Consider the following 21,387-nt stretch of genomic DNA (forward strand, 5'->3'; position numbering starts at 1 on the left):
GACCCCTCAATTGGCTATGGATAGTGACCAAAACAGCACACCGGACAGGTGCGCATTCCGATCGCGGGGCGCACTTGCAGGTTTTCCTGTTCTGGAAACGCTTAAGGGGCTTGAGGATTTAGCCTTTGATCGAATTGTCAGACCGGCGATGCCAGCGACTTGTGCATGGGCAGGGTTTGCAAGCCTTGGTATTCGAGGGGAGGCGCAGATTCGCGGTAGCCAAGTCGGTGATAAAACGCACGACCGGTACGCGTGCTGTTGAGGTCAGCATGAGAAGCGCCGCAAATCCGTAACCAGCCTTCCAGATCCTGGATCAACGCTCGCCCGACGCCCCGGCGAAATGACTCTGGCTGCACGTAACACAGCGAAATATCGCCACTGACCTCGGCCATGCCGACACCAACCGGTCTGTCCGCCCACAAAGCAATACATAGATAGAAGTGAGGATCGGCAAGTCGAGCGCTGATGAAATCGGCGCATTGCCGGCCGATCCATTGGCTGACGAGTAGCGGATCATTACGGTGGTCGAGCGCACAACCGATGCGAATCGAACGTTCGATGATGCGGCTGATGATACCGGCGTCGGCCAGGATGGCCGGACGAATGCAGATGGGTGCTTCCATGGCGCAGTTCCCTCAATCCATTGAGTCAAAGCTGCGTTGACCTTACCCCTCCCCCTGGCGGATAGCGAACGCCGAGAAGTTACATTTGATGTGTCTGGCGCGATTTCCTTCCACAGGCTGTGCTGAAATCAGACAGGCTGCAACGGCATGGTCAGCTCGACCCGCAGGCCATCCGGTCGGCTGTCGAAATGCAGGGCACAGTCGCAACGCTGGACGATCGCCTGAACAATTGCCAGGCCGAGGCCACATCCGGTGCTCTGGCCGTTGCGCCAGAAGCGTTGGGTCAGGTGTTGCAGATCATCCGGCGCAATCCCCGGGCCATGGTCGCGCACGACAAAACGCACGCGGTTGCCAATGGTTTCCAGGCTCAGCTCAACCGCGCAGTCTTCGGGCGTATGGCGCAGGGCGTTGTCGAGCAGATTGCGCAGCGCCGCAATCGACAGCACGGCCGGCATTTGCAGCGGTGCAACGGAAAGTCCGGTCGGCAGTTGCAATTTGATGCGCAGGCGCTCGCCCCCCGTGGCGTCCTGAATCGCCAGGCGTGCCACTTGTTCGGCGCTGCATTGCGAGCCGTCATCGAACGACAGACTGCCCTCGACCCGCGCCAGCAACAGCAGTTGTTCGAGGGTGCGATGCAGACGGTCGGCGCCCTCTTCGGCCCGCGCCAGCGACTGATCGCGGGCATTGCCTTCAGTCATGCGCGCGACTTGCAGGTGCGTCTTGATCGCCGTCAGCGGGCTGCGCAGTTCATGCGCCGCGTCACCGGTCAGGCGGCGTTCACGCTCGATGGTTTTGCCAATGCGCTGGAACAACTGGTTTTGCGTTTCGAGCAGCGGCTTCAGTTCACTGGGGAAGGTCTGGATCTGCAACGGCTCAAGCGAGTCGGCGTTGCGTCGCATCAGCGCTTCACGCAGGCGATTGAGCGGCGCCAGCCCTTGGCCGATACCCAGCCACAGCAGACACAGACAACCCAGCAACGCCACACCCACCGGCACCGACGCCGCCAGCAGGATCGACATGTTCAGGGCTTCGCGCTCGATCTGCCGGTCAGCGGTGGTAATCCGCACATCGCCTCGGGCAAGGGTGAAACTGCGCCACGGCGCACCGTCGATCATCTGATCGTGAAAGCCCATTTTCTCGGCTTCCAGCGCCTGTTCGGGGTTATTGTGACTGCGCGCGAGGATTTCCCCGCGCAAGGAGCTGACCTGACAGGCCATGCCACCGGGGATATTCAGTTGTTCGGCACTGAAATGCGTGCCCTCGCCTTTGCTCGGCAAAGTCGGCAATTGTTCCAGCAGCCCGGCGACCATGCGCGCCGACGCCACCAGACGCTGGTCGAGGGAAAACATCATCTGATTGCGCAGATCACTGAGCATCCAGGCCGCCGCCAGCGCCCAGATCAGCGCAAACGCAGCGCCCAAGGTCAGGCTCAGGCGCAGTCGCAGACTCATCACTTGCCTTGATCTCCACCGTCAGCCGGGCCGAGACGATAGCCCAGACCGCGCACGGTCTCGACGATGCCTTTGCCCAGTTTGCTGCGCAGGTGATGGATGTGCACGTTCAGCGCGTTGCTTTCCAGCTCATCGTTGAAGCCATAAACACTGTCTTTCAACTGTTCGGTGGACAGCACCCGGCCGCGATTGTGCAGCAGCGCCTGCAACAGCGATTGCTCGCGACGTGACAAGTCCACCGGTTGTCCGGCCAGAGTGGTTTCGCGACTGCTCGGATCGTACGTCAGCGCGCCGTGCTCGATCAGGTTGACGCTGCGCCCGGCGACCCGGCGCAACAAGGTTTGCAGACGGGCGAACAGTTCACGCAGATCGAACGGCTTGAGCAGGTAATCGTCAGCCCCGGCCTGCAAGCCGTCGACACGGTCGGTGACCGAGTCGCGCGCGGTCAGAATCAGCACCGGAATTTCCAGGCCGCTCTGCCGCAATTGTTGCAGCAACTTGAGGCCATCTTCGTCTGGCAGGCCGAGATCGAGCACCATCACGTCAAATTCGGCAACCTTGAGCATCGCCCGCGCTTTCGACGCGGTGTTGACGTGCTCGACGGTCAAACCCTGAGCCGTGAGACCGGCAACGATGCCACTGGCAATCAGCTCATCGTCTTCGCAAACCAGTACGTGCATGGGTGCTCCGTGGATAAAAAAGGCGAGTGAAGCAGGCGAGGATTAAGCGGCAATTATGGCCGTCACCGGTGTTTACGCAAAGCCGGGCAAACACATCGGGGCGCCACCTGACGCTGGGACTCACTCTGCGCTGAAACTTCCCCACTAATAAAGAAACAGTTTCTCACTATGTAATAACCCTTCGTTCATTTAGTTTTCGACTGGCAACCACCAACAACTTTAAAGGGACTTAATAAGCATGCCTAAACTAAAAAACTTCGTCGCGATCGATTGGCGCTCAGGCCCCGACCGGATTTATTTCTTCTTCAAGGACAGCGACACCTATTCCCGATTCGATCTCGGTGACAACAAGGTATCCGCCAACTATCCCGCATCGGTCGGCGCTAGCTGGGACAGCTTTGGCCCCCATGCCAAAGACTTGCGTTTCGGACTGACAACCACTTCATTCGGCTGGAATACCTCGTCCGACGAAGATATTGCCTGGCTGTTCTTCTATCAGGGAACAATCCCCATGGTGTGTAAATACAACCAGGACAAGGACAAGGTCGATGCCTTCTATAAAGTGGCCGATTCGATCTGGAAGCCCATCCTGCCTTACTTCGACAAAATCATAGCCGGCACCTGGTTTCAACTAACCGGCCACCCGTTCCTGTTCAGATTCATCCTCAACGATGGACACTATCTATCGTTTAACTACAGGGCAAAAACCCTCACTTACAAATCCTTCGGGGATTATCAACTTGGCGCGCTGAAACCGTACAAGGACCGCATCATCACGGCAGCGCAAAATGACCGGACTTTCGCCGACAGCTACTGGTACATCTTCCTGACCGACAACCAATACCTGACTTACAACATTCAGTCCGACCGTCTGGTCTCCGGACCGAAAACCATCAATGACGCGAACTGGCCAGGACTGCTGCGAGGCTGATTGGCCGAAGCCCCGAGGGCCTTGTAGGATACGGTTAATTATCGGTTAATCGCAGCCGCCCATTCTGCGCCTCACTTGCACAGGGACAAGGCTCCTCCATGCGTCATTTTTTTCTATTGTTTGCTCTGCTGATTTCCAGCCTGGCCCAGGCTGGAAACAATCCATTTGAGACAAAACCAGAGTTTCTGCCGGTCGACCAGGCATTCGTGCTCACGTCCGAACGCCTGGAATCCGGTGAAACCCAGCTGTTCTGGCAAATTACCGACGGTTATTACCTGTATCAGAAACGCCTGAAATTCGACGGACTGAACGCAGCACAGCAGCCGACACTCCCGGAGGGCGAATCCCACAGCGACGAGTTTTTCGGTGAGCAACCGGTCTATCGCCAAGGGCTGGAGGTGAAGATCCCGGCAGCGGCCACAGGCCAGATCAAGGTCAGCTATCAGGGCTGTGCCGATGCGGGCCTGTGCTATCCACCGCAAACCCGGGTCATTGATCTGGGCGGCAAAGCCACAGTGGCCGCAAGCACTGAAGCGCCGGATCAGGCCTTGGCCAGCAGCCTGCAACAACGGGCGCTGGGCTGGAGCTTGCTGGTATTTTTCGGCCTCGGTCTGTTGTTGGCGTTCACGCCTTGCACGTTGCCGATGCTGCCGATTCTGGCCGGCATGGTGGTCGGCAGTGGCGCCACCCCGCGTCGCGGTTTCGCGCTGGCCGGCAGCTATGTAATCTGCATGGCGCTGGTGTATGCGGCGATGGGCGTGATTGCTGCGCTGCTTGGTGCGAATCTGCAGGCGTGGTTGCAGAATCCGTGGCTGCTCGGCACCTTCGCCGCGATCTTCGTGGTGCTGGCCTTGCCGATGTTCGGTTTCTTTGAACTGCAATTGCCGGTGGCCCTGCGCGACCGCCTCGAACACGCTTCGCGCAGTCGCAGCGGTGGCAGCCTGATCGGCGCCGGGGTACTCGGAGCATTGTCCGGTCTGCTGGTCGGCCCGTGCATGACCGCGCCGCTGGCCGGTGCGTTGCTGTATATCGCGCAGAGCGGCAATGCATTGCATGGTGGCCTGATTCTGTTTTCACTGGGCATCGGCATCGGTGTGCCGTTGTTGTTGCTGGTTACCGTGGGCAATCGCTTCTTGCCTAAGCCCGGCGCGTGGATGAACCTGCTCAAGGGCGTATTCGGTTTCCTCTTCCTCGCCACGGCGCTGTTGATGTTGCGTCCGGTACTGGATGCTTCGTTGTGGCTGGGCCTGTGCGGTGCATTGCTGTTGATCGCCGCGTTCTGCGCGTGGAAACAGTCCGAAGGTTTTGGCCGCGTTGCCCAGTTGTTCGGCGCCAGTTCGTTGTTGCTCGGCCTGTGGGGCAGTCTGCTGGTGATTGGCGCGGCGGGCGGCAGCGATGATCCGTATCAACCGTTGCATGTCTACAGTGCCGGTCGTGTCGGGACTGCGGCGCCTTCGGCTCATGACGCATTCATCACGATCAAGGATCCGGCGGCACTGCAAAGTGAACTCGATGCCGCCAAAGCCAAGGGGCAGTGGGTACTGCTCGACTACTACGCCGACTGGTGCGTGTCGTGCAAAGTCATGGAAAAACAGGTATTCGGCAAGGACAAGGTCATGCAGGCGTTGAGCGACGTGCGCCTGCTACGGCTCGATGTCACCGCTGACAACGCGGCCAGCCGTGAATTGCTCAGCCACTACAAAGTGCCGGGGCCACCGAGTTTCGTCTGGATCGGCACGGATGGCGAAGAACGCCGCAGCCAGCGCATCACCGGCGAAGTCGATGCCGAGACATTCCTGCAACGCTGGGCTACCACCCGGGAAGCCAATTAATGCTGACTTTCACCCTCGGCACCTTTGCCATTGCGCTTAATCACCTGCTGCTGATCAGTGCCCTGGCGCTGGCGACCTTTGTCGGCTGGCGGGTGGCCAAGCGTGGCGGCGATAACCCCGAGTCGGCGTTGTTCAGCCTGTTTCTGCTGGGGATGCTCGCAGCGCGTGTTGCCTTTGTGTTGCTGTACTGGTCGCACTATCGCAGTGACCCGTGGCAGATCATCGATTTGCGTGACGGTGGCTTCCTCGCCTGGCCGGGCGTGATCGTGCTGCTGCTGGTGGCGCTGTATCGCGGCTGGCGCCGTCCGGGCTTGCGTCGCCCGCTGGGTTTTGGTGTGGCCAGCGGCGTGACGTTCTGGCTGTTGGCGACGCTGTCGCTGAATATCTATGAACAAGGCACCCGGCTGCCGGACATCTCGCTGCGCAATGCGGCTGGGGAAACCATCCAGCTCAGCGACTATCAGGGTGGCCCGCTGGTGATCAATCTGTGGGCGACCTGGTGTCCACCGTGCCGACGCGAAATGCCGGTACTGGAAAACGCTCAGCAACAGCGCCCGGACCTGACCTTCCTGTTCGTCAATCAGGCCGAAAGCATGCAAAGCGTGGCGACGTTTCTGGAAACCCAAGGCCTGAGCCTGAACAACGTGTTGTTTGACCGCAGCGGTCGGCTGGGCCAGGCCGTGGGTTCCATGGCCTTGCCGACTACGCTGTTCTATAGCCCCGACGGTCGGTTGCTGAGCAGTCACCTTGGTGAGCTATCGAACGCCAGTCTGGCGCGCGCCCTGGAAAACTTCGACACCCCGACCCCGAATTCGAACCCGGCCACTGCACCGGCCACCTCTGCAAGGAAACTGCCATGCCCCGCCTCCGCCACCTGCTGACGCTGACTCTGGGCACCGCCCTGCTGCACTTGCCGTCGGTGCAGGCTGCTGAAGAGTTGCCTGCGGCGATCAAACAGATCGAAGCCAAAGGCGCGAAAATCGTCGGCCAGTTCGACGCCCCCGATGGCCTGCGCGGCTATGCGGCGCAGTATCAGAATCGCGGCATGGCGCTGTACCTGACCCCGGATGGCAAACACGTTTTACTCGGTAATCTGTACGACGCCGACGGTAAGGACTTGAGCAGTGAACCGCTGCAGAAACTGGTTTACGCGCCGATGGCCAAGGAAGTCTGGGCCAAGTTCGAGGCAAGCAACTGGATTCAGGACGGCAACAAGGATGCACCGCGCACCGTGTACCTGTTCAGTGACCCGAACTGTCCTTACTGCAACATGTTCTGGGAACAGGCTCGACCATGGGTCAAGGCCGGCAAGGTACAGTTGCGGCACATTATGGTCGGCATCATCCGCGAGGACAGCCCGGGTAAGTCGGCCGCGTTGCTGGCGGCGAAAGATCCGGCCAAGGCGCTGGAAGATCACGAGAAGGCTGGCAAGGGCAGCACGCTCAAGGCCTTGAAAGATATTCCGGTGGCCGTGCAGACCAAACTGGCGGCGAACATGCAGTTGATGGAAGACCTCGACTTGCAAGCCACACCGGCAATCTTCTATATGGATGACAAGGGTGAGTTGCAACAGCAACAAGGCGCGCCTTCGCCGGACAAGTTGGTGAAGATTCTCGGGCCTAAATAATTTTCGGTGCCTGGACTGGCCCCATCGCGAGCAGGCTCACTCCTACAGGGGAATGCATTCCAAATGTAGGAGTGAGCCTGCTCGCGATCGAAGATCACTCGGTTTAACGGTTGCGCGCGCTGAGGAAGGTAAGCAACACCTCGGTGACAAACTGAGGATTCTCCAGATTGGAGATATGCCCCGCCTCCGGCACCAGTACCCACGGGCAACCGATCAACTCGGCCATTTCCTGTGTTTCCGACGGTGGTCGCGGCTTGTCCTGATCGCCGCACATGACCAGCGTGGTCGCCGCATTCAGCTCACCCAGCCGTGGCAACAAATCATCCCGGCCAAACGTGATGCGCCCCATCGGTACGATGCTTTCGCGTAACCGATCGGACGAGTACGCCGCCAGTTTCGCGCGAAAATCCTGATACAGTGCCGACTGCGGATCGATGCCCGGGCGGAAGAAGATCGGCACGACGATATCGAGTAACTGATCGGAGATTTCGCCGGTTTCTTCAATCTGTTTAAACAGTGAGAAGTAGTACTGGCGGGTCGGCTCAGGCTCGACACCGACGAAGGTGTCCATCAGCACCAGACCATTGACCCGCTGCGGTGCCGACAGCGCCAGACGCACGCCCCACATGCCACCGACCGACAGCCCGACGAGGGTGACCTGATCGATGTCCAGATGATCGAGCAAGGCCTGCGCCTGTCGGGCAATGTCATCCAGAGATGTCGTGCCTTCAGGCAACCGGCCCGATTCGCCATGGCCCCACAGATCCAGCGCAATCACCCGATAATGCGGCGATAACGCGGCAATCTGCGGCGCCCACATGGCCTGATCCCACAGATAACTGCCGGCCAGCAAGACTGCCGGGCCGGTGCCTTGATCAATGTAATGCAGCGCTTGTCCGTCAACCGTGAAAAAAGGCATCGACCACCCCCGCGACAAAAAAGAGAACCGGCAGACTGAGCTGCCGGTTGCTTGTCGTCAACCTTGGAAATGTAGGTGAATGTGCGGACGCCAATCGCGAGCAGGCTCACTCCTACAGGGGAACGCATTCCAAAATGCAGGCCTTCGCCTGCTCGCGATGAGGCCAATGCAGGCGCTAAAGAACTAGAAGCCCTCCAGCTCCGCCATCAGATCATTCAACCGATCAACCTTCTCCTCGGTGATATCGCTCGCCGCCAGCCCGTCAATGTATTCGGCCAGTTCCTCCACCGTGCTGCACTCGAACATCGCCCGCAACGGCACATCACGTTGCAGGGTTTTCTGCACCCGCGAAGCGATCTGCGTGGCCAGCAACGAGTGCCCGCCCAGCTCGAAGAAGTTGTCGCGGACACCAACTTGCTCGACCTTCAACACCTCGGCCCAGATATCAGCCAACGTCTGTTCAAGATCATTGCGCGGGGCCAGATAATCCTGGCTCTGCAACTGGCCGATCTCCAGCGCCGGCAAGGCTTTGCGATCGAGTTTGCCGTTGGCATTGCGCGGTAGCTGATCGAGCCACAACCAGTGCAGCGGCACCATGTATTCCGGCAGTTCGGCGCGCAACCGCTGCTTGATCCGCTCCAGTCGTTCACCCGGATTCAGCGCGCTATCAGCAGCCACCAGATAACCGACCAAGTGCTTACCGTTAACGCCTTCCTGCACACCGACCGCGCCATCGCGTACTTCCGGTTGTTCGTGCAGACGCGCTTCGATCTCGCCCAGTTCGATGCGATAACCGCGAATCTTCACCTGATGGTCAACCCGACCGACGTACTCCAACACACCGTCGCTGCGACGCCGCGCCAGGTCGCCGGTGCGATACAGACGCTCGCCCGGCGCACCGAACGGGTTCGGCACAAACACCGGCGCGGTGCGCAACGGATCGCTGACATAACCGCGACCAACGCCCGTACCCGCCACGCACAACTCACCCACCGCGCCCAACGGCACCAGTTCCAGAGCGCCATCAACGAGGTACAGCAAGTTGTTGTCGGTCGGCGTACCGATCGGCAAGTAACTGCCGCGCGTCGACGCCATGTCGACGCGGAAGAACGCCACGTCATCGGAGCATTCCGCCGGGCCATAAGCGTTGACCAGCCCGATGTCCGGGTAACGCAGCAGCCATTGGTGCGCCAGTTCCGGCGGCATTGCCTCACCGGTCGGCAGCATCCAGCGCAGGCCATCCAGACTCAGGCGATCCGAGGCGAGCATGCCCTGAATCAACGAAGGCACACTCTCCAGCACGGTGATGCCCTGCGCCTGCACATGCACCAGCAACCCTTGCGGATCGTGGGCGATGGTGTTCGGCACGATGTCCACCCGTGCGCCGAACAACGGCGCGGCGAGGAACTGCCAGACCGAAATGTCGAAGCTTTGCGACGCGGTCTGGGCGATCACGTCGGCATCGCTCAGTTGCAGATACGGCACCTTGCTCAACTGATTGTTGAGCATGCCGCGCTGCTCGACCATCACGCCTTTCGGCAGGCCGGTGGAGCCCGAGGTGTAGATCACGTAGGCGAGGTTGTCCGGGCCGCTGTAAATGCCCAGGTTCTGCGCCGACGTCGCCGCTGCTTGAACCTCTTCCCACACCAGCAAGCGCGGGCGATTGGCGCAGCTGAATTCATCCAGCAAGGTCTGCGCCTGTTCAAAGCATGTTTTAGAGCAGACCAGCACCGGCGTGCGGCTCAGCTCGATGATGCGTTGCAGACGTTGACTCGGCAGGCCCGGATCCAGTGGCAGATAACCCGCGCCAGCCTTGAAGCTGCCGATGATCATGCCGAGCAGATCGAGATTCCGTTCTGCGAGCAAGGCCACCGGTTGATCCATCTGCACACCCGCGGCGACCAGTGCATGGCCGAGACGGTTGGCGTTGTGGTTCAGCTCGGCGTAGCTCTGTTGCTGGTCAAGGCATGTAGCGGCGATGCGCTGCGGATGCGCGGCAACTTGAGCTTCGAACAGCGCAACGTAGCTCTGCTCCAGCGGATAATCGTGGGCACTCTGGTTGCAACCGTGCACCAGGAAGTCCTGTTCTTCACTGCCCACCAGCGGCAGATCGGCCATGTCGCCATGGAAGCCGTCGACCAGCGCCAGCAGCAGACGTTTGAACTCGCCGAGCATGCGCTCGATGGTCGATTCGTCGAAATAACGCTGGTCATACGACAGGTGCAGACCGAGATCATCGCCCGGGTAGCACACTGCCGTCAGCGGGAAGTTAGTGTGCGTACGGCCCGAGTCCGAGGTCGCATTCAGGCTCTGCGCGCGATCAAGCACCGAGACTTCCACCGGGGCGTTTTCGAAGACGAACAGGCTGTCGAACAGCGGCTGGCCTTTCGGCAGTTCGCTCTGTTCCTGAATGTTCACCAGCGGCAGGTATTCGTACTCGCGCAGCTGCATGTTGCTGTCGAGCAAACCACTGAGCCACTGACGCACGCTGCTGCGTTCATCGTCCGCCGGCATCTGCACCCGCAGCGCAATACTGTTGATGAACAGGCCGACAGTACGTTGCATCTCCGGCATTTCCACCGGGCGACCGGCCACGGTCACGCCGAACAGCACGTCACGATCGCCGCTCATACGGCGCAGCACCAAGGCCCACGCCGCTTGGGCGAAGGTGTTGATGGTCAGTTGATGGGCCTGCGCCAGTTCACGCAGACGCGCGCCGTCCTCGACATTGAGGCGGGTGTAGCGGTCGCCGACGATCATGCCGCCGCTTTCGCCAGCATGTTCACGCAGGAACGGCCGGTCGCTCGGGATCGGTGTAGTACGCTCGAACCCTCGCAGGTTCTGCTGCCACCACTGCCGCGCTTCGGCCAGGCTCTGGCGTTGCAACCAGCCGATGTAATCGCGATAACGCGGCGGCACGGCGAGTTGCGCTTCACGCCCCTCACCCAGTGCGGTGTAGATTTCGAAGAAGTCATTCATCAGCAACGAGCGGCACCAGGCATCGATGAGGATGTGGTGGTTGCTCATCATGAACCAGTAACGCGCCGCGCCGACCTTGATCAGGCGCAGATGAAATGGCGCCTGATTGAGCAGATCGAAACCGGCTTCGCGCTCGTTTTTCAGCAGCGTTTGCAGCTTCGGTTCCTGCTCGGTTTCAGCGATGGCGCTCCAGTCCAGATACTCGATCGGCGTGCGACCCGGCGTGTGAATCACTTGCAGCATGTCTTCGCCGACGTTCCAGCAGAACGACGCGCGCAACGCTTCGTGACGGGCGATTACTGCTTGCCACGCCTGGGCGAAACGCTCGGCGTCGAGTTCGCTGTTGATGCGGTAGCGATCCTGCATGTAGTACAGACCGGTGCCCGGCTCGAGCAAGGTGTGCAGCAACATGCCTTCCTGCATTGGCGTCAGCGGATAGACGTCTTCGATGTGCGCGGCCGGCACCGGCAACGCATCGAGTTGCGCCTGAGTCAGTCTGGCCAGCGGGAAGTCCGACGGCGTCAGGCCGCCGGCCTCGTCTTGCAGGCAATGGGCGATCAGGCTTTGCAGCTCGCCGAGGTAAGCGTCGGCCAGATCGTGGATGGTTTGCGCCTCGTAACGCTCGGCGCTGAAGGTCCAGCGCAGCAGCAATTCACCACCGTAAACCTGGCTGTCGATGCTCAGTTCGTTCGGCAATGGCGCCTGCGGATCGTGGGCGGCACCGACCGCTTCATCCAGCGGACGGAACAGCGCATCGCTACCGAAGCTCTGGTCGAACTGGCCGAGGTAGTTGAAGGTGACCGGCGCCTGCGGCAACGCGGCCATGCTGCGCTGGCTGAGATCGTCGGCGAGATAACGCAGCACGCCATAACCCAGACCTTTGTGCGGCACTGCGCGCAGTTGTTCCTTGATCGCCTTGATCGAAGCGCCCTGCCCGGCAGCTTCTTCGATGTTGTGCGGGGTCAGGCGCAGCGGGTAGGCGCTGGTGAACCAGCCGACGGTGCGGGTCAGGTCGATCTCGTCGAACAGGGTTTCGCGACCGTGGCCTTCCAGTTGAATCAGCGCCGACGGCTGACCGCTCCAGCGGCACAGCACGCGCGCCAATGCCGTCAGCAACAGATCGTTGACCTGAGTGCGATAAGCGGCTGGCGCCTGTTGCAGCAACTGTTTGGTGTGCTCGGCATCGAGGCGCACGCTGACGGTTTGCGCATGACGATTGTGCTGGCCGCCCTGCGGATTTTCGCAAGGCAGATCGGCGTTCTGACCGGCCAGTTGGGTCTGCCACCAGTTGAGTTCTTCACGCAGGGATTCGCTGCCGGCGTAGGCCTGCAAGCGTGCCGTCCAATCCTTGAAAGCACTGGTTTTCGCCGGTAGTTTTACCGATTGCTCAGCCGTCAGTTGGCGATAGACCGTTTGCAGATCGTCGAGCAACACGCGCCACGACACGCCGTCGACCACCAGGTGATGGATCGCGATAAACAGGCGTTGCTGACCTTCAGGGCCGTCCACCAGCAAGGCGCGAACCAGCGGGCCGTTTACCAGATCAAGGCTGCGTTGCGCATCAGCGAACAGCGCTTCGCACTTGTCCATCGAGGTGACGCGCACTTGCCACAACACCGCCGCATCGGAGACCGGTTGGTGCGTCGCTTGCCATTGACCGTCGGCCTCGGTGAAGCGCAAACGCAAGGCATCATGCTGTTCGATCACCGCCAGCAGCGCTTGCTCCAGACGATGGGGTTCGAGGGTCACCGTCGGCTCCAGCAACAACGCCTGGTTCCAGTGCTGACGCTCAGGAATATCGGTATCGAAGAACCAGTGCTGAATCGGCGTCAGACGCGATTCACCAACCACCAAGCCTTGCTCCGCCGTCACTTGTTCGGTGCGGCTGGCCACAGCGGCGAGGGTTTGTACAGTCTGGTGCTGGAACAGATCGCGCGGGCTGAAATGAATGCCCTGCTGACGGGCACGGCTGACCACTTGAATCGACAGAATCGAATCGCCGCCGAGTTCGAAGAAGTTGTCGTTGAGACCGACCTGTTCGACGTTGAGCACTTCGCACCAGATCTGCGCCAGGGTCTGCTCCAGCTCGTTGCTCGGCGCCACGTAGTCCTGACGATTGAGCTCCGGATCCGGCGCTGGCAAGGCGCGACGGTCAAGTTTGCCGTTAGCGGTCAGCGGCATGCTCGCCAGCAGAATCAGGTGCGTCGGCACCATGTAATCCGGCAGTTGTGCCTTGAGGTGCGATTTCAGCGCTTCGCGCAGCTCGGCCTGCTTGGCTTCGTTTTGCTCAGCGACATCGGTGACGAGGTAACCGACCAATTGCTTGCCGCTCGGCGCATCCAGTGCGAGCACGACGGCTTCGCGGATCGAGTCGTGATCGAGCAGGCGCGTTTCGATTTCGCCCAGTTCAATACGGAAACCACGGATCTTTACCTGATGGTCGATCCGGCCCAGGTATTCCACCAAACCATCGGCACGCTGGCGCACCAGGTCGCCGGTGCGGTACATGCGCCCGCCATCGGTGGCGAACGGATCCGCGACAAAACGTTCGGCGGTAATGCCCGGACGGTCGTGATAGGCCTGGGCCAGACCTGCGCCGCCAACGAACAGTTCACCCGTCGCGCCTTGCGGCACCAGCGCCAGATCGGCGTCGAGAATGTAGGCAACACGCGCACCGATCACGCTGCCAATCGGCACACTGCCGGCGCCCTCTTCCAGCACCTCCGGCGCCAGACTGGCCAGCGGCATGACCACGGTTTCGGTCGGGCCATAGGCGTTGAAGAACGTCGCCGGTTTGAACGCTGCGCGAATCCGTTGCAGGTGTTCACCGGTCAACGCTTCGCCACCGGTGATGATCATCCGCACCGGGAGGATTTCGTTTTGCGTGGACAGGAACTGCGCCAACTGGCTGCCGTAGCTCGGGGTAAAACCGAGCACGTTGATCTGATGAGCACGGATCAAGCCGCAGATTTCTTCCGCGTCCCATTGACCCTGCGCACGCAACACCACCTGCGCACCGCTGAGCAGCGGCACCAGCAGACGTTCGGTCGCCGCATCGAAGTTGATCGAATAGAAGTGCAGTTCGCAGTCGTCGGGGCGCATACCGAAACGCTCGATCACCGCTTGGCAGTGCATGGCGATTTCACCGTGGGAGACCACCACGCCTTTCGGCTTGCCGGTCGAACCCGAGGTGTAAATCAGGTACGCCTGATGCTGTGGCAGGCTGATAAACGGCAGCTCGCTGGCCGGGTAAGCGGCCAGCGCTGCGCTGTCCTCCTCCAGGCACCAACGCGCCACATTTGGCGGCAGATCGCCGAGGGCGTTGAACATCGCGCGATCACTGAGCAGCAAACCAATGCGGCTGTCTTCGATCATGTAATGCAGACGGTCGAGCGGGTATTCCGGGTCCAGCGGCACGTACGCGCCGCCAGCCTTGAGAATCGCCAGCAGGCCGATGACCATTTCCAGCGAGCGCTCCAGTGCCAGACCAACGCGCACTTGCGGACCGACGCCGCGCTCTCGCAGGGCCCAGGCCAGACGATTGGCGCGGGCATCGAGTTCGGCGTAGCTCAGGGTCTGCCCGGCGAAGGTCAGGGCCGGCGCGTCTTTGCGCGCCAGCGCCTGTTCGGCGAACAGGTGATGAATGCACTGGTCGAGACGATGCTCGCCCGGCTCGATGCCAAGGCTGTCGAGCAGCTGCTGTTGCTCGGGTTGATCGAGCAGCGGCAATTCGCTGAGGCGCTGTTGCGGATCGGCGATCAGCGCTTCAAGCAGATTGCGCCAATGTTTGGCCATGCGCGCGATGGTCGGCTCATCGAACAGATCAGTGCTGTAGGTCAGGCAGCAACCGAGGCGATGGTCGAGGTCGGTGACTTCCAGGTTGAGGTCGAACTTGGTCGCCCGCGCATCGTTGGCCAGGTACTCGACGGTCATGCCGGCGAGCATGCGGCTCTGCTGGAATTCCCAGCGCTGCACATTGCACATCACCTGGAACAGCGGGTTGTACGCAGCACTGCGCGGCGGCTGCAACGCTTCGACCAGATGATCGAACGGCAGATCCTGATGCGACTGGCCTTCGATCACGGTGTGGCGCACCTGCTCGAACAGTTCGCCGACCGACATCATGCCGTCGAGCTGGCAACGCAGCACTTGGGTGTTGAGGAACGCCCCGATCAGCCCTTCGCTTTCCGGACGGATGCGGTTGGCTACCGGCGCGCCGATGCGCAGATCGGTCTGGCCGCTGTAGCGGTACAGCAGGGTGGCGAGTGCGGCGGTCATGGTCATGAACAGGGTCAGACCGTTTTGCGCATTGAACGCACGAACCCGCGCGGCGAGGTCATCGCTCAGGTCGAAGCGGAACAGTTCGCCTTGGTGGCTTTGCACCGGCGGACGCGGACGATCACCGGGCAACTCCAGCAGCGGATGTTCACGGCCGAGTTGCGCGGTCCAGTAGTCGAGCTGACGCTGACGCTCGCCGGATTCCAGCCAGTTGCGTTGCCAGACGCTGTAGTCGAGGTACTGCACCGGCAGCGGCTCAAGCGGTGAATCACGGTCATCGACAAACGCTTCGTACAGCGCACTGAGTTCGCGGGCGAAGATGTCCATCGCCCAGCCTTCGGTGACGATGTGGTGCAGAGTCAGGACAAAGTAATGCTCTTGCTCGGCAGTCTTCACCAAACAGGCGCGCAGCAGCGGACCGGTTTCCAGATCGAACGGCAGATGTGCTTCCTCATCGGCCAGTTGCTGAACCTTTTGCTCACGTGCATCGGCGGCAAGTTTTGAAAAATCCTTCCAGCCCATGCGCACACCGGTTTCGGCATGCACCTGCTGACGGGCGACGCCGTCGACGCTCGGGAACGTGGTGCGCAGGGTTTCGTGGCGCAGGATCAGCGCTTGCAACGCCGCCTCGAAACGCTCGACATGCAACACGCCGCGCAGACGCGCCATGCCGCCGACGTTGTACGCCGGGCTGTCCGGCTCCATCTGCCAGAGGAACCACATGCGCTGTTGCGAGTACGACAACGGCACCGGTTTGCTGCGATCAACCTTGTCGATCGGCGGCTGTTTGTTGGTGCGGCCGCTGGCCTGGATCAGGCGGATCTGTTCGGCGAAATCACCGAGTTCGCTGTGTTCGAACAAGGCGCGCAACGGCAGTTCGACGTCGCAGGCCTGACGGCTGCGTGAGATGATTTGCGTGGCCAGCAGCGAGTGACCGCCAAGGGCGAAGAAATCGTCGCGCAGGCCGACTTGTGCCAGACCGAGCACTTCGCGCCAGATCGCGGCGATCTGCTGTTCCAGTTCAGTCACCGGCTCGACGTGTTCACGCACTTGCCATTGCGGTTCGGGCAGCGCGCGGCGGTCGAGTTTGCCGCTTGGGCTGAGGGGCATTGCGTCGAGGCGCATCAGTTGCGCCGGGACCATGTATTCCGGCAGCTCGGCGGCCAGTGCGGTTTTCAGGCGTGTTATTTGCTCGTCGTGATCTTCGCTGGCATCGGTGGCGGTGAAGTAGCCGATCAGCTGCGCGCCGGCAGCAGTTTCACGCACCTGCACCACGGCTTGGGCGACGCCGTCCTGTGCGAGCAAGCGTGCTTCGATTTCTTCCGGTTCAACGCGGAAGCCACGCAGTTTGACCTGCTGATCAAGACGGCCGAGGTATTCGATCACGCCGTCGCAGGTCCAGCGCGCACGGTCGCCAGTGCGGTACAAACGTGCGCCCTGCTCGCCCAGCGGATCGACGACAAAACGTTCAGCGGTCAAGGACGGTCGGCCGAGGTAACCACGGGCCAGACCGACGCCGCTGATGCACAGCTCACCCGGCACACCGCTCGGCACTGGATTGAGATCGGCATCGAGCACGCGGCAAATCACGTTGCCCAACGGCCGGCCGATCGGCGAGCGTTCGCCATCGGCCGTGGTGCAATGCCAGTGGGTGACGTTGATCGCGGTTTCGGTCGGGCCGTAACGGTTGTGCAGTTGCACCGTTGGCAACTGCGCCAACACGCGATTACGCAGTTCGGCCGGCAGCGCTTCACCGCCGGAGAATACCCGGCGCAGGCTGGTGCACTCGGCGCTCAGCGGTTCGTCGATGAACAGCGAGAGCAGCGGCGGCACAAAGTGCAACGTGGTCACGCCATGTTCTTTAACGAGCTGGGCGATGCGATGCGGATCGCGGTGTTCGCCGGGGCCGGCAATCAGCAGACGCGCGCCAGTGATCAGCGGCCAGAAGCATTCCCACACCGACACGTCGAAACTGATCGGCGCCTTTTGCATCAGCACATCAGTTTCATTGAGGGCGTAAGCGTTCTGCATCCATTGCAGACGTTCGGCCAGCGCGGCGTGAGTGTTGCCGACGCCTTTCGGCTGGCCAGTGGAACCCGAGGTGTAAATCACATAGGCGAGGTTGTCGCCGTGCAGGTGCAAACCCGGTGCCTGGCTCGGCCAGTTTTCCAGGTGCAACGCGTCCATGGCGATCACGCTGACGCCATCGCTGGCCGGCAAACGGCCGAGCAATTCGGTTTGGGTCAGGAGCAATTCGACGCCGCTGTCGCTGAGCATGTAGGCCAGTCGATCGGCCGGGTAATCCGGGTCCAGCGGTACATAGGCGCCGCCGGCCTTGATGATCGCCAACAGACCGATCAACAGCTGCGGCGAACGCTCGGCGGCGATGGCCACGCAGACATCCGGGCCGACGCCTTTGTCGCGCAGATAGTGCGCGAGACGATTGGACTGGCTGTTCAATTCGGCGAAATCGAGGCTGCCGCCGTCCCATACCAGCGCCGTGCGCTCAGGGGTCAGGCGCGCCTGTTCGTGGAGCAGTTCCGGCAGCCATTGTTGCGCCGGGGTGCAGGGTGCAACGCCCCAGACTTTTTGCTGATCGTACTCGCTGGTGGTCAGCAACTGCAGATCACCGATGGCTTGCTCCGGGCGTTCGCAAACTGCGCGCAACAGGTTGCTGAAATGCTCGGCCAGACGTTCGATGGTCGCGGCGTCAAACAATTCGCTGGCATAGTCGAAGGACAAGGTCAGGCGACCGTTGCGATCTTCCTCGCTATGCAATTGCAGGTCGAACTTGGCTTCGCGACTGTGCCACGGCAGTTCTTCGGCGAGCAGCCCCGGCAGGCGCTTGAGCGCGCTCAGATCGCGCTGCTGGTGGTTGAACATGACCTGGAACAGGCCTTGTTCGCGGGCCTGCGGGAAGGCTTCGAGCAGTTGTTCGAAGGGCAGATCCTGATTCGCTTGTGCCCCGAGGGCGGCCTCGCGGGTCTGGGCCAGCAGTTCAACAAACGGCAGGCGCGAATCAATCTCGGCGCGCAGCACTTGAGTGTTGATGAAGAAACCGATCAGGCCTTGGGTTTCCAGGCGCGGACGGTTGGCATTCGGCACGCCGATGCGGATGTCGCGCTGACCGCTGTAGCGCTGCAGCAAGCTCTGGAATGCCGAGAGCAGCAGCATGAACGGCGTCGATTGATGCGTTTGCGCCGTGTTGCGGATCGCATCGCTGAGGCTGGCGCCCAGACGCACAGTGTGGCGTGCTGCGCTGTGATTTTTTTGCGCCGAACGCGGATGATCGGTGGCCAGTTCCAGCGTCGGATGCTCGTCACCCAACTGCGCTTTCCAGTAGGCCAGTTGTCGCTCGCCCTCACCTTGCGCCAGCCATTGGCGCTGCCAGCTGCCGTAATCGGCGTACTGGGTTGGCAGTGGCGCGAGGCTAGCCGTCGCGCCTTGCGAAGCGGCGGCGTACAGGCGCGAGAACTCGTCGATCAACACGTTCAGCGACCAGCCGTCGGCGATGATGTGGTGCATCGTCACCAGCAGTTGATGATCTTCGTCATCGAGGCGCACCAGCGTCACCCACAGCAGCGGGCCATTTTCCAGATCGAACCGGGTGCGTGCTTCTTCTTCGCGGATTTGTTGCGCGCGGGCTTCACGCTCATGGGCCGGCAGGTCGCTGATGTCGACCAATTGCAAATTGAATTCGGCGGCGGCATCGACTTGTTGCAAGGCCACGCCGTCGCGCTCGAAGAAGCGCGTACGCAAGGATTCGTGGCGCTCGATCAGTTGCTGGAAGCTGGCGCGCAAGGCGTCTTCGTCCAGTTCGCCGCGTAAACGCAGGGCACCGGGAATGTTGTAGGCGCTGCTCTGTGGGTCGAGTTGCCAAGTGATCCACAAACGGTTTTGTGCCAGCGATTGCGGCATTGGTTCGGAGCGCGACAACGCGGTGATTGCGCCTTGAGCGCTACCGCCGTCCTGTTGCTGTTGCGCCACGGCAGCGGCGAACGCGGCCAGCGTCGGCGCTTCGAACAGCAGGCGCAGGTTCAGCTCAAGGGCGAGTTCTTCGCGGACTCGGGCGATGACTTGGGCGGCGGCGATCGAGTTGCCGCCGAGCAGGAAGAAGTGATCGTCAGCGTTGACCTGTTTGACGCCGAGTTGCTCGGCCCAGATTTTACCGATCAGTGCTTCGAGTTCGGATGTGCTGGCTGTTGCACCGTGGGTTTCGGACGTGTTCGACGGAAACACCGCGTAACTGTCGAGGCTGCCATCGGCCAGGCGATTGCGGCACGCCGAACGCTGCAATTTGCCACTGGAGGTTTTCGGCAGCGCGCCTGGATTGAGCAGCACCACCACGCTTGGGGCCTCTTGATAAGCCTCGGCCACCGCTTGGCGGATGGCTTTGATCAACGCTTCCGGCGGCAGGATTTTCTGCACGCTACGGCTGATTTCCGCCGCGATGCCGATGCCCTCTTCGCCATTCTGACTGACGGCGAATGCAGCGACGCGGCCCTTGCGCACCACTTCCACTTCGTTTTCGACGGTCTTCTCGATGTCCTGCGGATACAGGTTGTGACCACGCACGATCAGCATGTCTTTCAAACGGCCAGTGATGAACAGTTCACCGTCGCGCATAAAGCCCAGGTCACCGGTACGCAGCCAGGTCCGGCCGGCGTGCTGAACGAAGGTCTTGGCGCTGGCTTCGGGGTTGCGCCAGTACCCGAGGGCGATACTCGGCCCGGCAGCCCAGACTTCACCGACGGCGTTATCGGCGAGTTCTTCCAGTGATTGCGGTTCGATGATCAGCACGGCGTGTTCGGGCTGGCTGATGCCGCAGCTCATGATCGGGCTGCCCTCGCCCGGCTCGGCACGGTTTTGTGCCAAAGCCTGATCGTCGACGCGCAGCGCGGGAATACCGGTGCCGCGTGGGGTGCCGGCGACGAACAGCGTGGCCTCGGCGAGACCGTAAGAAGCCATGAAACTGTCGGCGCTGAAACCGCTCGCGGTGAACTTCTCGGCGAAGCGTTCGAGGGTGTCGAGACGGATCGGTTCGGAGCCGGAATAGGCCACACGCCAGCCGCTTAGATCCAGGCGTTCAAGCGCCGATTCGCTGACCCGCTCGCTGCACAAGCGATAAGCGAAGTCCGGCCCGCCGCTGATGGTGCCGCCGTATTGGCTGATCGCTTCGAGCCAGCGCAATGGCCGGCCGAGGAAGTAGGCCGGCGACATCAGGATGCACGGCACGCCGCTGAAAATCGGTTGCAGCAGACCACCGATCAAACCCATGTCGTGATACAGCGGCAACCAGCTGACGATGACGTCATCAGGGTTCACATCGATACCGAAACCGTGGCGGATCAGCAATTCGTTGGCGACCAGATTGCCGTGGCTGACTTGCACGCCTTTGGGCAACGCGGTGGAGCCGGAAGTGTATTGCAGGAAGGCGATGTGGTCTGGTGGCAGATTCGGCTCAACCCAGTTTTGCGCCAGTGCGCTGTCGAGGCTGTCGACACACAGCAGCGGCGGCGCGCCTTCGATTTGCTGCAAGGCGTCGCGCAGGTCGGTGCTGGTCAGCAGCAGACGCGGTTCGGCGTCGGCAATGATCGACAGCAAACGCTCCTGATGGTGACGACGCGCGGATTCCGGCGGATAGGCCGGCACCGCGATCACCCCTGCGTACAGGCAGCCAAAAAAAGCAGCGACGTAATCCGGACCGCTTGGGAACAGCAGCACCGCGCGATCACCGAATTCAGCGTCAGCCTGCAATGCAGCGGCAATGGTGCGCGCGCGCTCATCCAGTTCGCGATAGCTGAGCACCACAGCCTGCTCTGGGTTTTCGGCAAGAAAACGCAAGGCCAGTTGATCCGGCGTCAGGGCCGCGCGGCGCTGGAGGGCTTGGACCAGGGTGCTGGGGAGTTCGAACGCGTCGGTCATGAGGTTTCCTGCCTGAATTCGGCTTGCTAGTGGAATCGGGTTGCTGCGTCACGCCCCTCAAAGGGCATGCAGGGCGCGGTCTGTGCCGACCGCGCGAGGCATTGGAATGCTGTCTGGTCGGGCGCTTCCCCCGGAACCATTC

At 61.3% G+C, this 21,387-nt stretch carries 9 protein-coding genes; 4 read left to right on the forward strand and 5 right to left on the reverse strand.

The window, feature by feature from the left end:
* Positions 1 to 137: 137 nt before the first annotated feature.
* The 3 genes from AB4N44_RS08215 to AB4N44_RS08225 all read right to left on the reverse strand — a co-directional run bounded on the left by AB4N44_RS08215 (position 138) and on the right by AB4N44_RS08225 (position 2,754).
* Positions 138 to 623, reverse strand: a complete 486-nt coding sequence (locus AB4N44_RS08215) for a GNAT family N-acetyltransferase (protein ID WP_127929196.1) — start codon at positions 621 to 623, stop codon at positions 138 to 140.
* A gap of 128 nt (positions 624 to 751) precedes the next feature.
* Positions 752 to 2,074, reverse strand: coding sequence for an ATP-binding protein (locus tag AB4N44_RS08220; protein ID WP_127929197.1), 1,323 nt, complete (start codon positions 2,072 to 2,074; stop codon positions 752 to 754).
* Entirely contained in the window at positions 2,074 to 2,754 is a 681-nt protein-coding gene (locus AB4N44_RS08225) for a response regulator (RefSeq protein WP_007908710.1), read from the reverse strand. Before AB4N44_RS08225 ends, AB4N44_RS08220 begins: the two co-directional genes overlap by 1 nt.
* Before the next feature lie 238 nt (positions 2,755 to 2,992).
* Here AB4N44_RS08225 and AB4N44_RS08230 point away from each other — a divergent pair, with 238 nt between their 5' ends.
* The 4 genes from AB4N44_RS08230 to dsbG all read left to right on the forward strand — a co-directional run bounded on the left by AB4N44_RS08230 (position 2,993) and on the right by dsbG (position 7,144).
* Entirely contained in the window at positions 2,993 to 3,685 is a 693-nt protein-coding gene (locus tag AB4N44_RS08230; protein WP_455807429.1) for a hypothetical protein, read from the forward strand.
* Positions 3,686 to 3,783: 98 nt separating this feature from the next.
* Positions 3,784 to 5,517, forward strand: coding sequence for a protein-disulfide reductase DsbD (dsbD, locus tag AB4N44_RS08235; RefSeq protein ID WP_460109344.1), 1,734 nt, complete (start codon positions 3,784 to 3,786; stop codon positions 5,515 to 5,517).
* Positions 5,517 to 6,398 carry a TlpA disulfide reductase family protein gene (locus AB4N44_RS08240; RefSeq protein ID WP_127929200.1) on the forward strand — a complete coding sequence of 294 codons (882 nt, stop codon included), beginning with the start codon at positions 5,517 to 5,519 and terminating at the stop codon, positions 6,396 to 6,398. The genes dsbD and AB4N44_RS08240 overlap by 1 nt, the downstream gene beginning before the upstream one ends.
* A complete protein-coding gene (gene dsbG, locus AB4N44_RS08245) occupies positions 6,374 to 7,144 on the forward strand; it encodes a thiol:disulfide interchange protein DsbG (protein WP_150775656.1) in 771 nt (256 codons plus the stop codon). Before AB4N44_RS08240 ends, dsbG begins: the two co-directional genes overlap by 25 nt.
* A gap of 103 nt (positions 7,145 to 7,247) precedes the next feature.
* Here dsbG and AB4N44_RS08250 read toward each other — a convergent pair whose 3' ends face one another.
* A complete protein-coding gene (locus AB4N44_RS08250) occupies positions 7,248 to 8,063 on the reverse strand; it encodes an alpha/beta fold hydrolase (protein WP_127929202.1) in 816 nt (271 codons plus the stop codon).
* 183 nt (positions 8,064 to 8,246) lie between these two features.
* On the reverse strand, positions 8,247 to 21,245 hold the full coding sequence (locus tag AB4N44_RS08255) for a non-ribosomal peptide synthetase (protein WP_460109341.1): 12,999 nt from the start codon (positions 21,243 to 21,245) through the stop codon (positions 8,247 to 8,249).
* Positions 21,246 to 21,387: the final 142 nt, after the last annotated feature.

This window comes from Pseudomonas sp. S3_C06 (assembly GCF_054667675.1).

Bases quoted from the DNA above. Each gene is read 5' to 3' on its own strand.
- AB4N44_RS08215 (WP_127929196.1), bottom strand. From the start codon at position 623: ATGGAAGCACCCATCTGCATTCGTCCGGCCATCCTGGCCGACGCCGGT.
- AB4N44_RS08220 (WP_127929197.1), bottom strand. From the start codon at position 2,074: ATGAGTCTGCGACTGCGCCTGAGCCTGACCTTGGGCGCTGCGTTTGCG.
- AB4N44_RS08225 (WP_007908710.1), bottom strand. From the start codon at position 2,754: ATGCACGTACTGGTTTGCGAAGACGATGAGCTGATTGCCAGTGGCATC.
- AB4N44_RS08230 (WP_455807429.1), top strand. From the start codon at position 2,993: ATGCCTAAACTAAAAAACTTCGTCGCGATCGATTGGCGCTCAGGCCCC.
- dsbD (WP_460109344.1), top strand. From the start codon at position 3,784: ATGCGTCATTTTTTTCTATTGTTTGCTCTGCTGATTTCCAGCCTGGCC.
- AB4N44_RS08240 (WP_127929200.1), top strand. From the start codon at position 5,517: ATGCTGACTTTCACCCTCGGCACCTTTGCCATTGCGCTTAATCACCTG.
- dsbG (WP_150775656.1), top strand. From the start codon at position 6,374: ATGCCCCGCCTCCGCCACCTGCTGACGCTGACTCTGGGCACCGCCCTG.
- AB4N44_RS08250 (WP_127929202.1), bottom strand. From the start codon at position 8,063: ATGCCTTTTTTCACGGTTGACGGACAAGCGCTGCATTACATTGATCAA.
- AB4N44_RS08255 (WP_460109341.1), bottom strand. From the start codon at position 21,245: ATGACCGACGCGTTCGAACTCCCCAGCACCCTGGTCCAAGCCCTCCAG.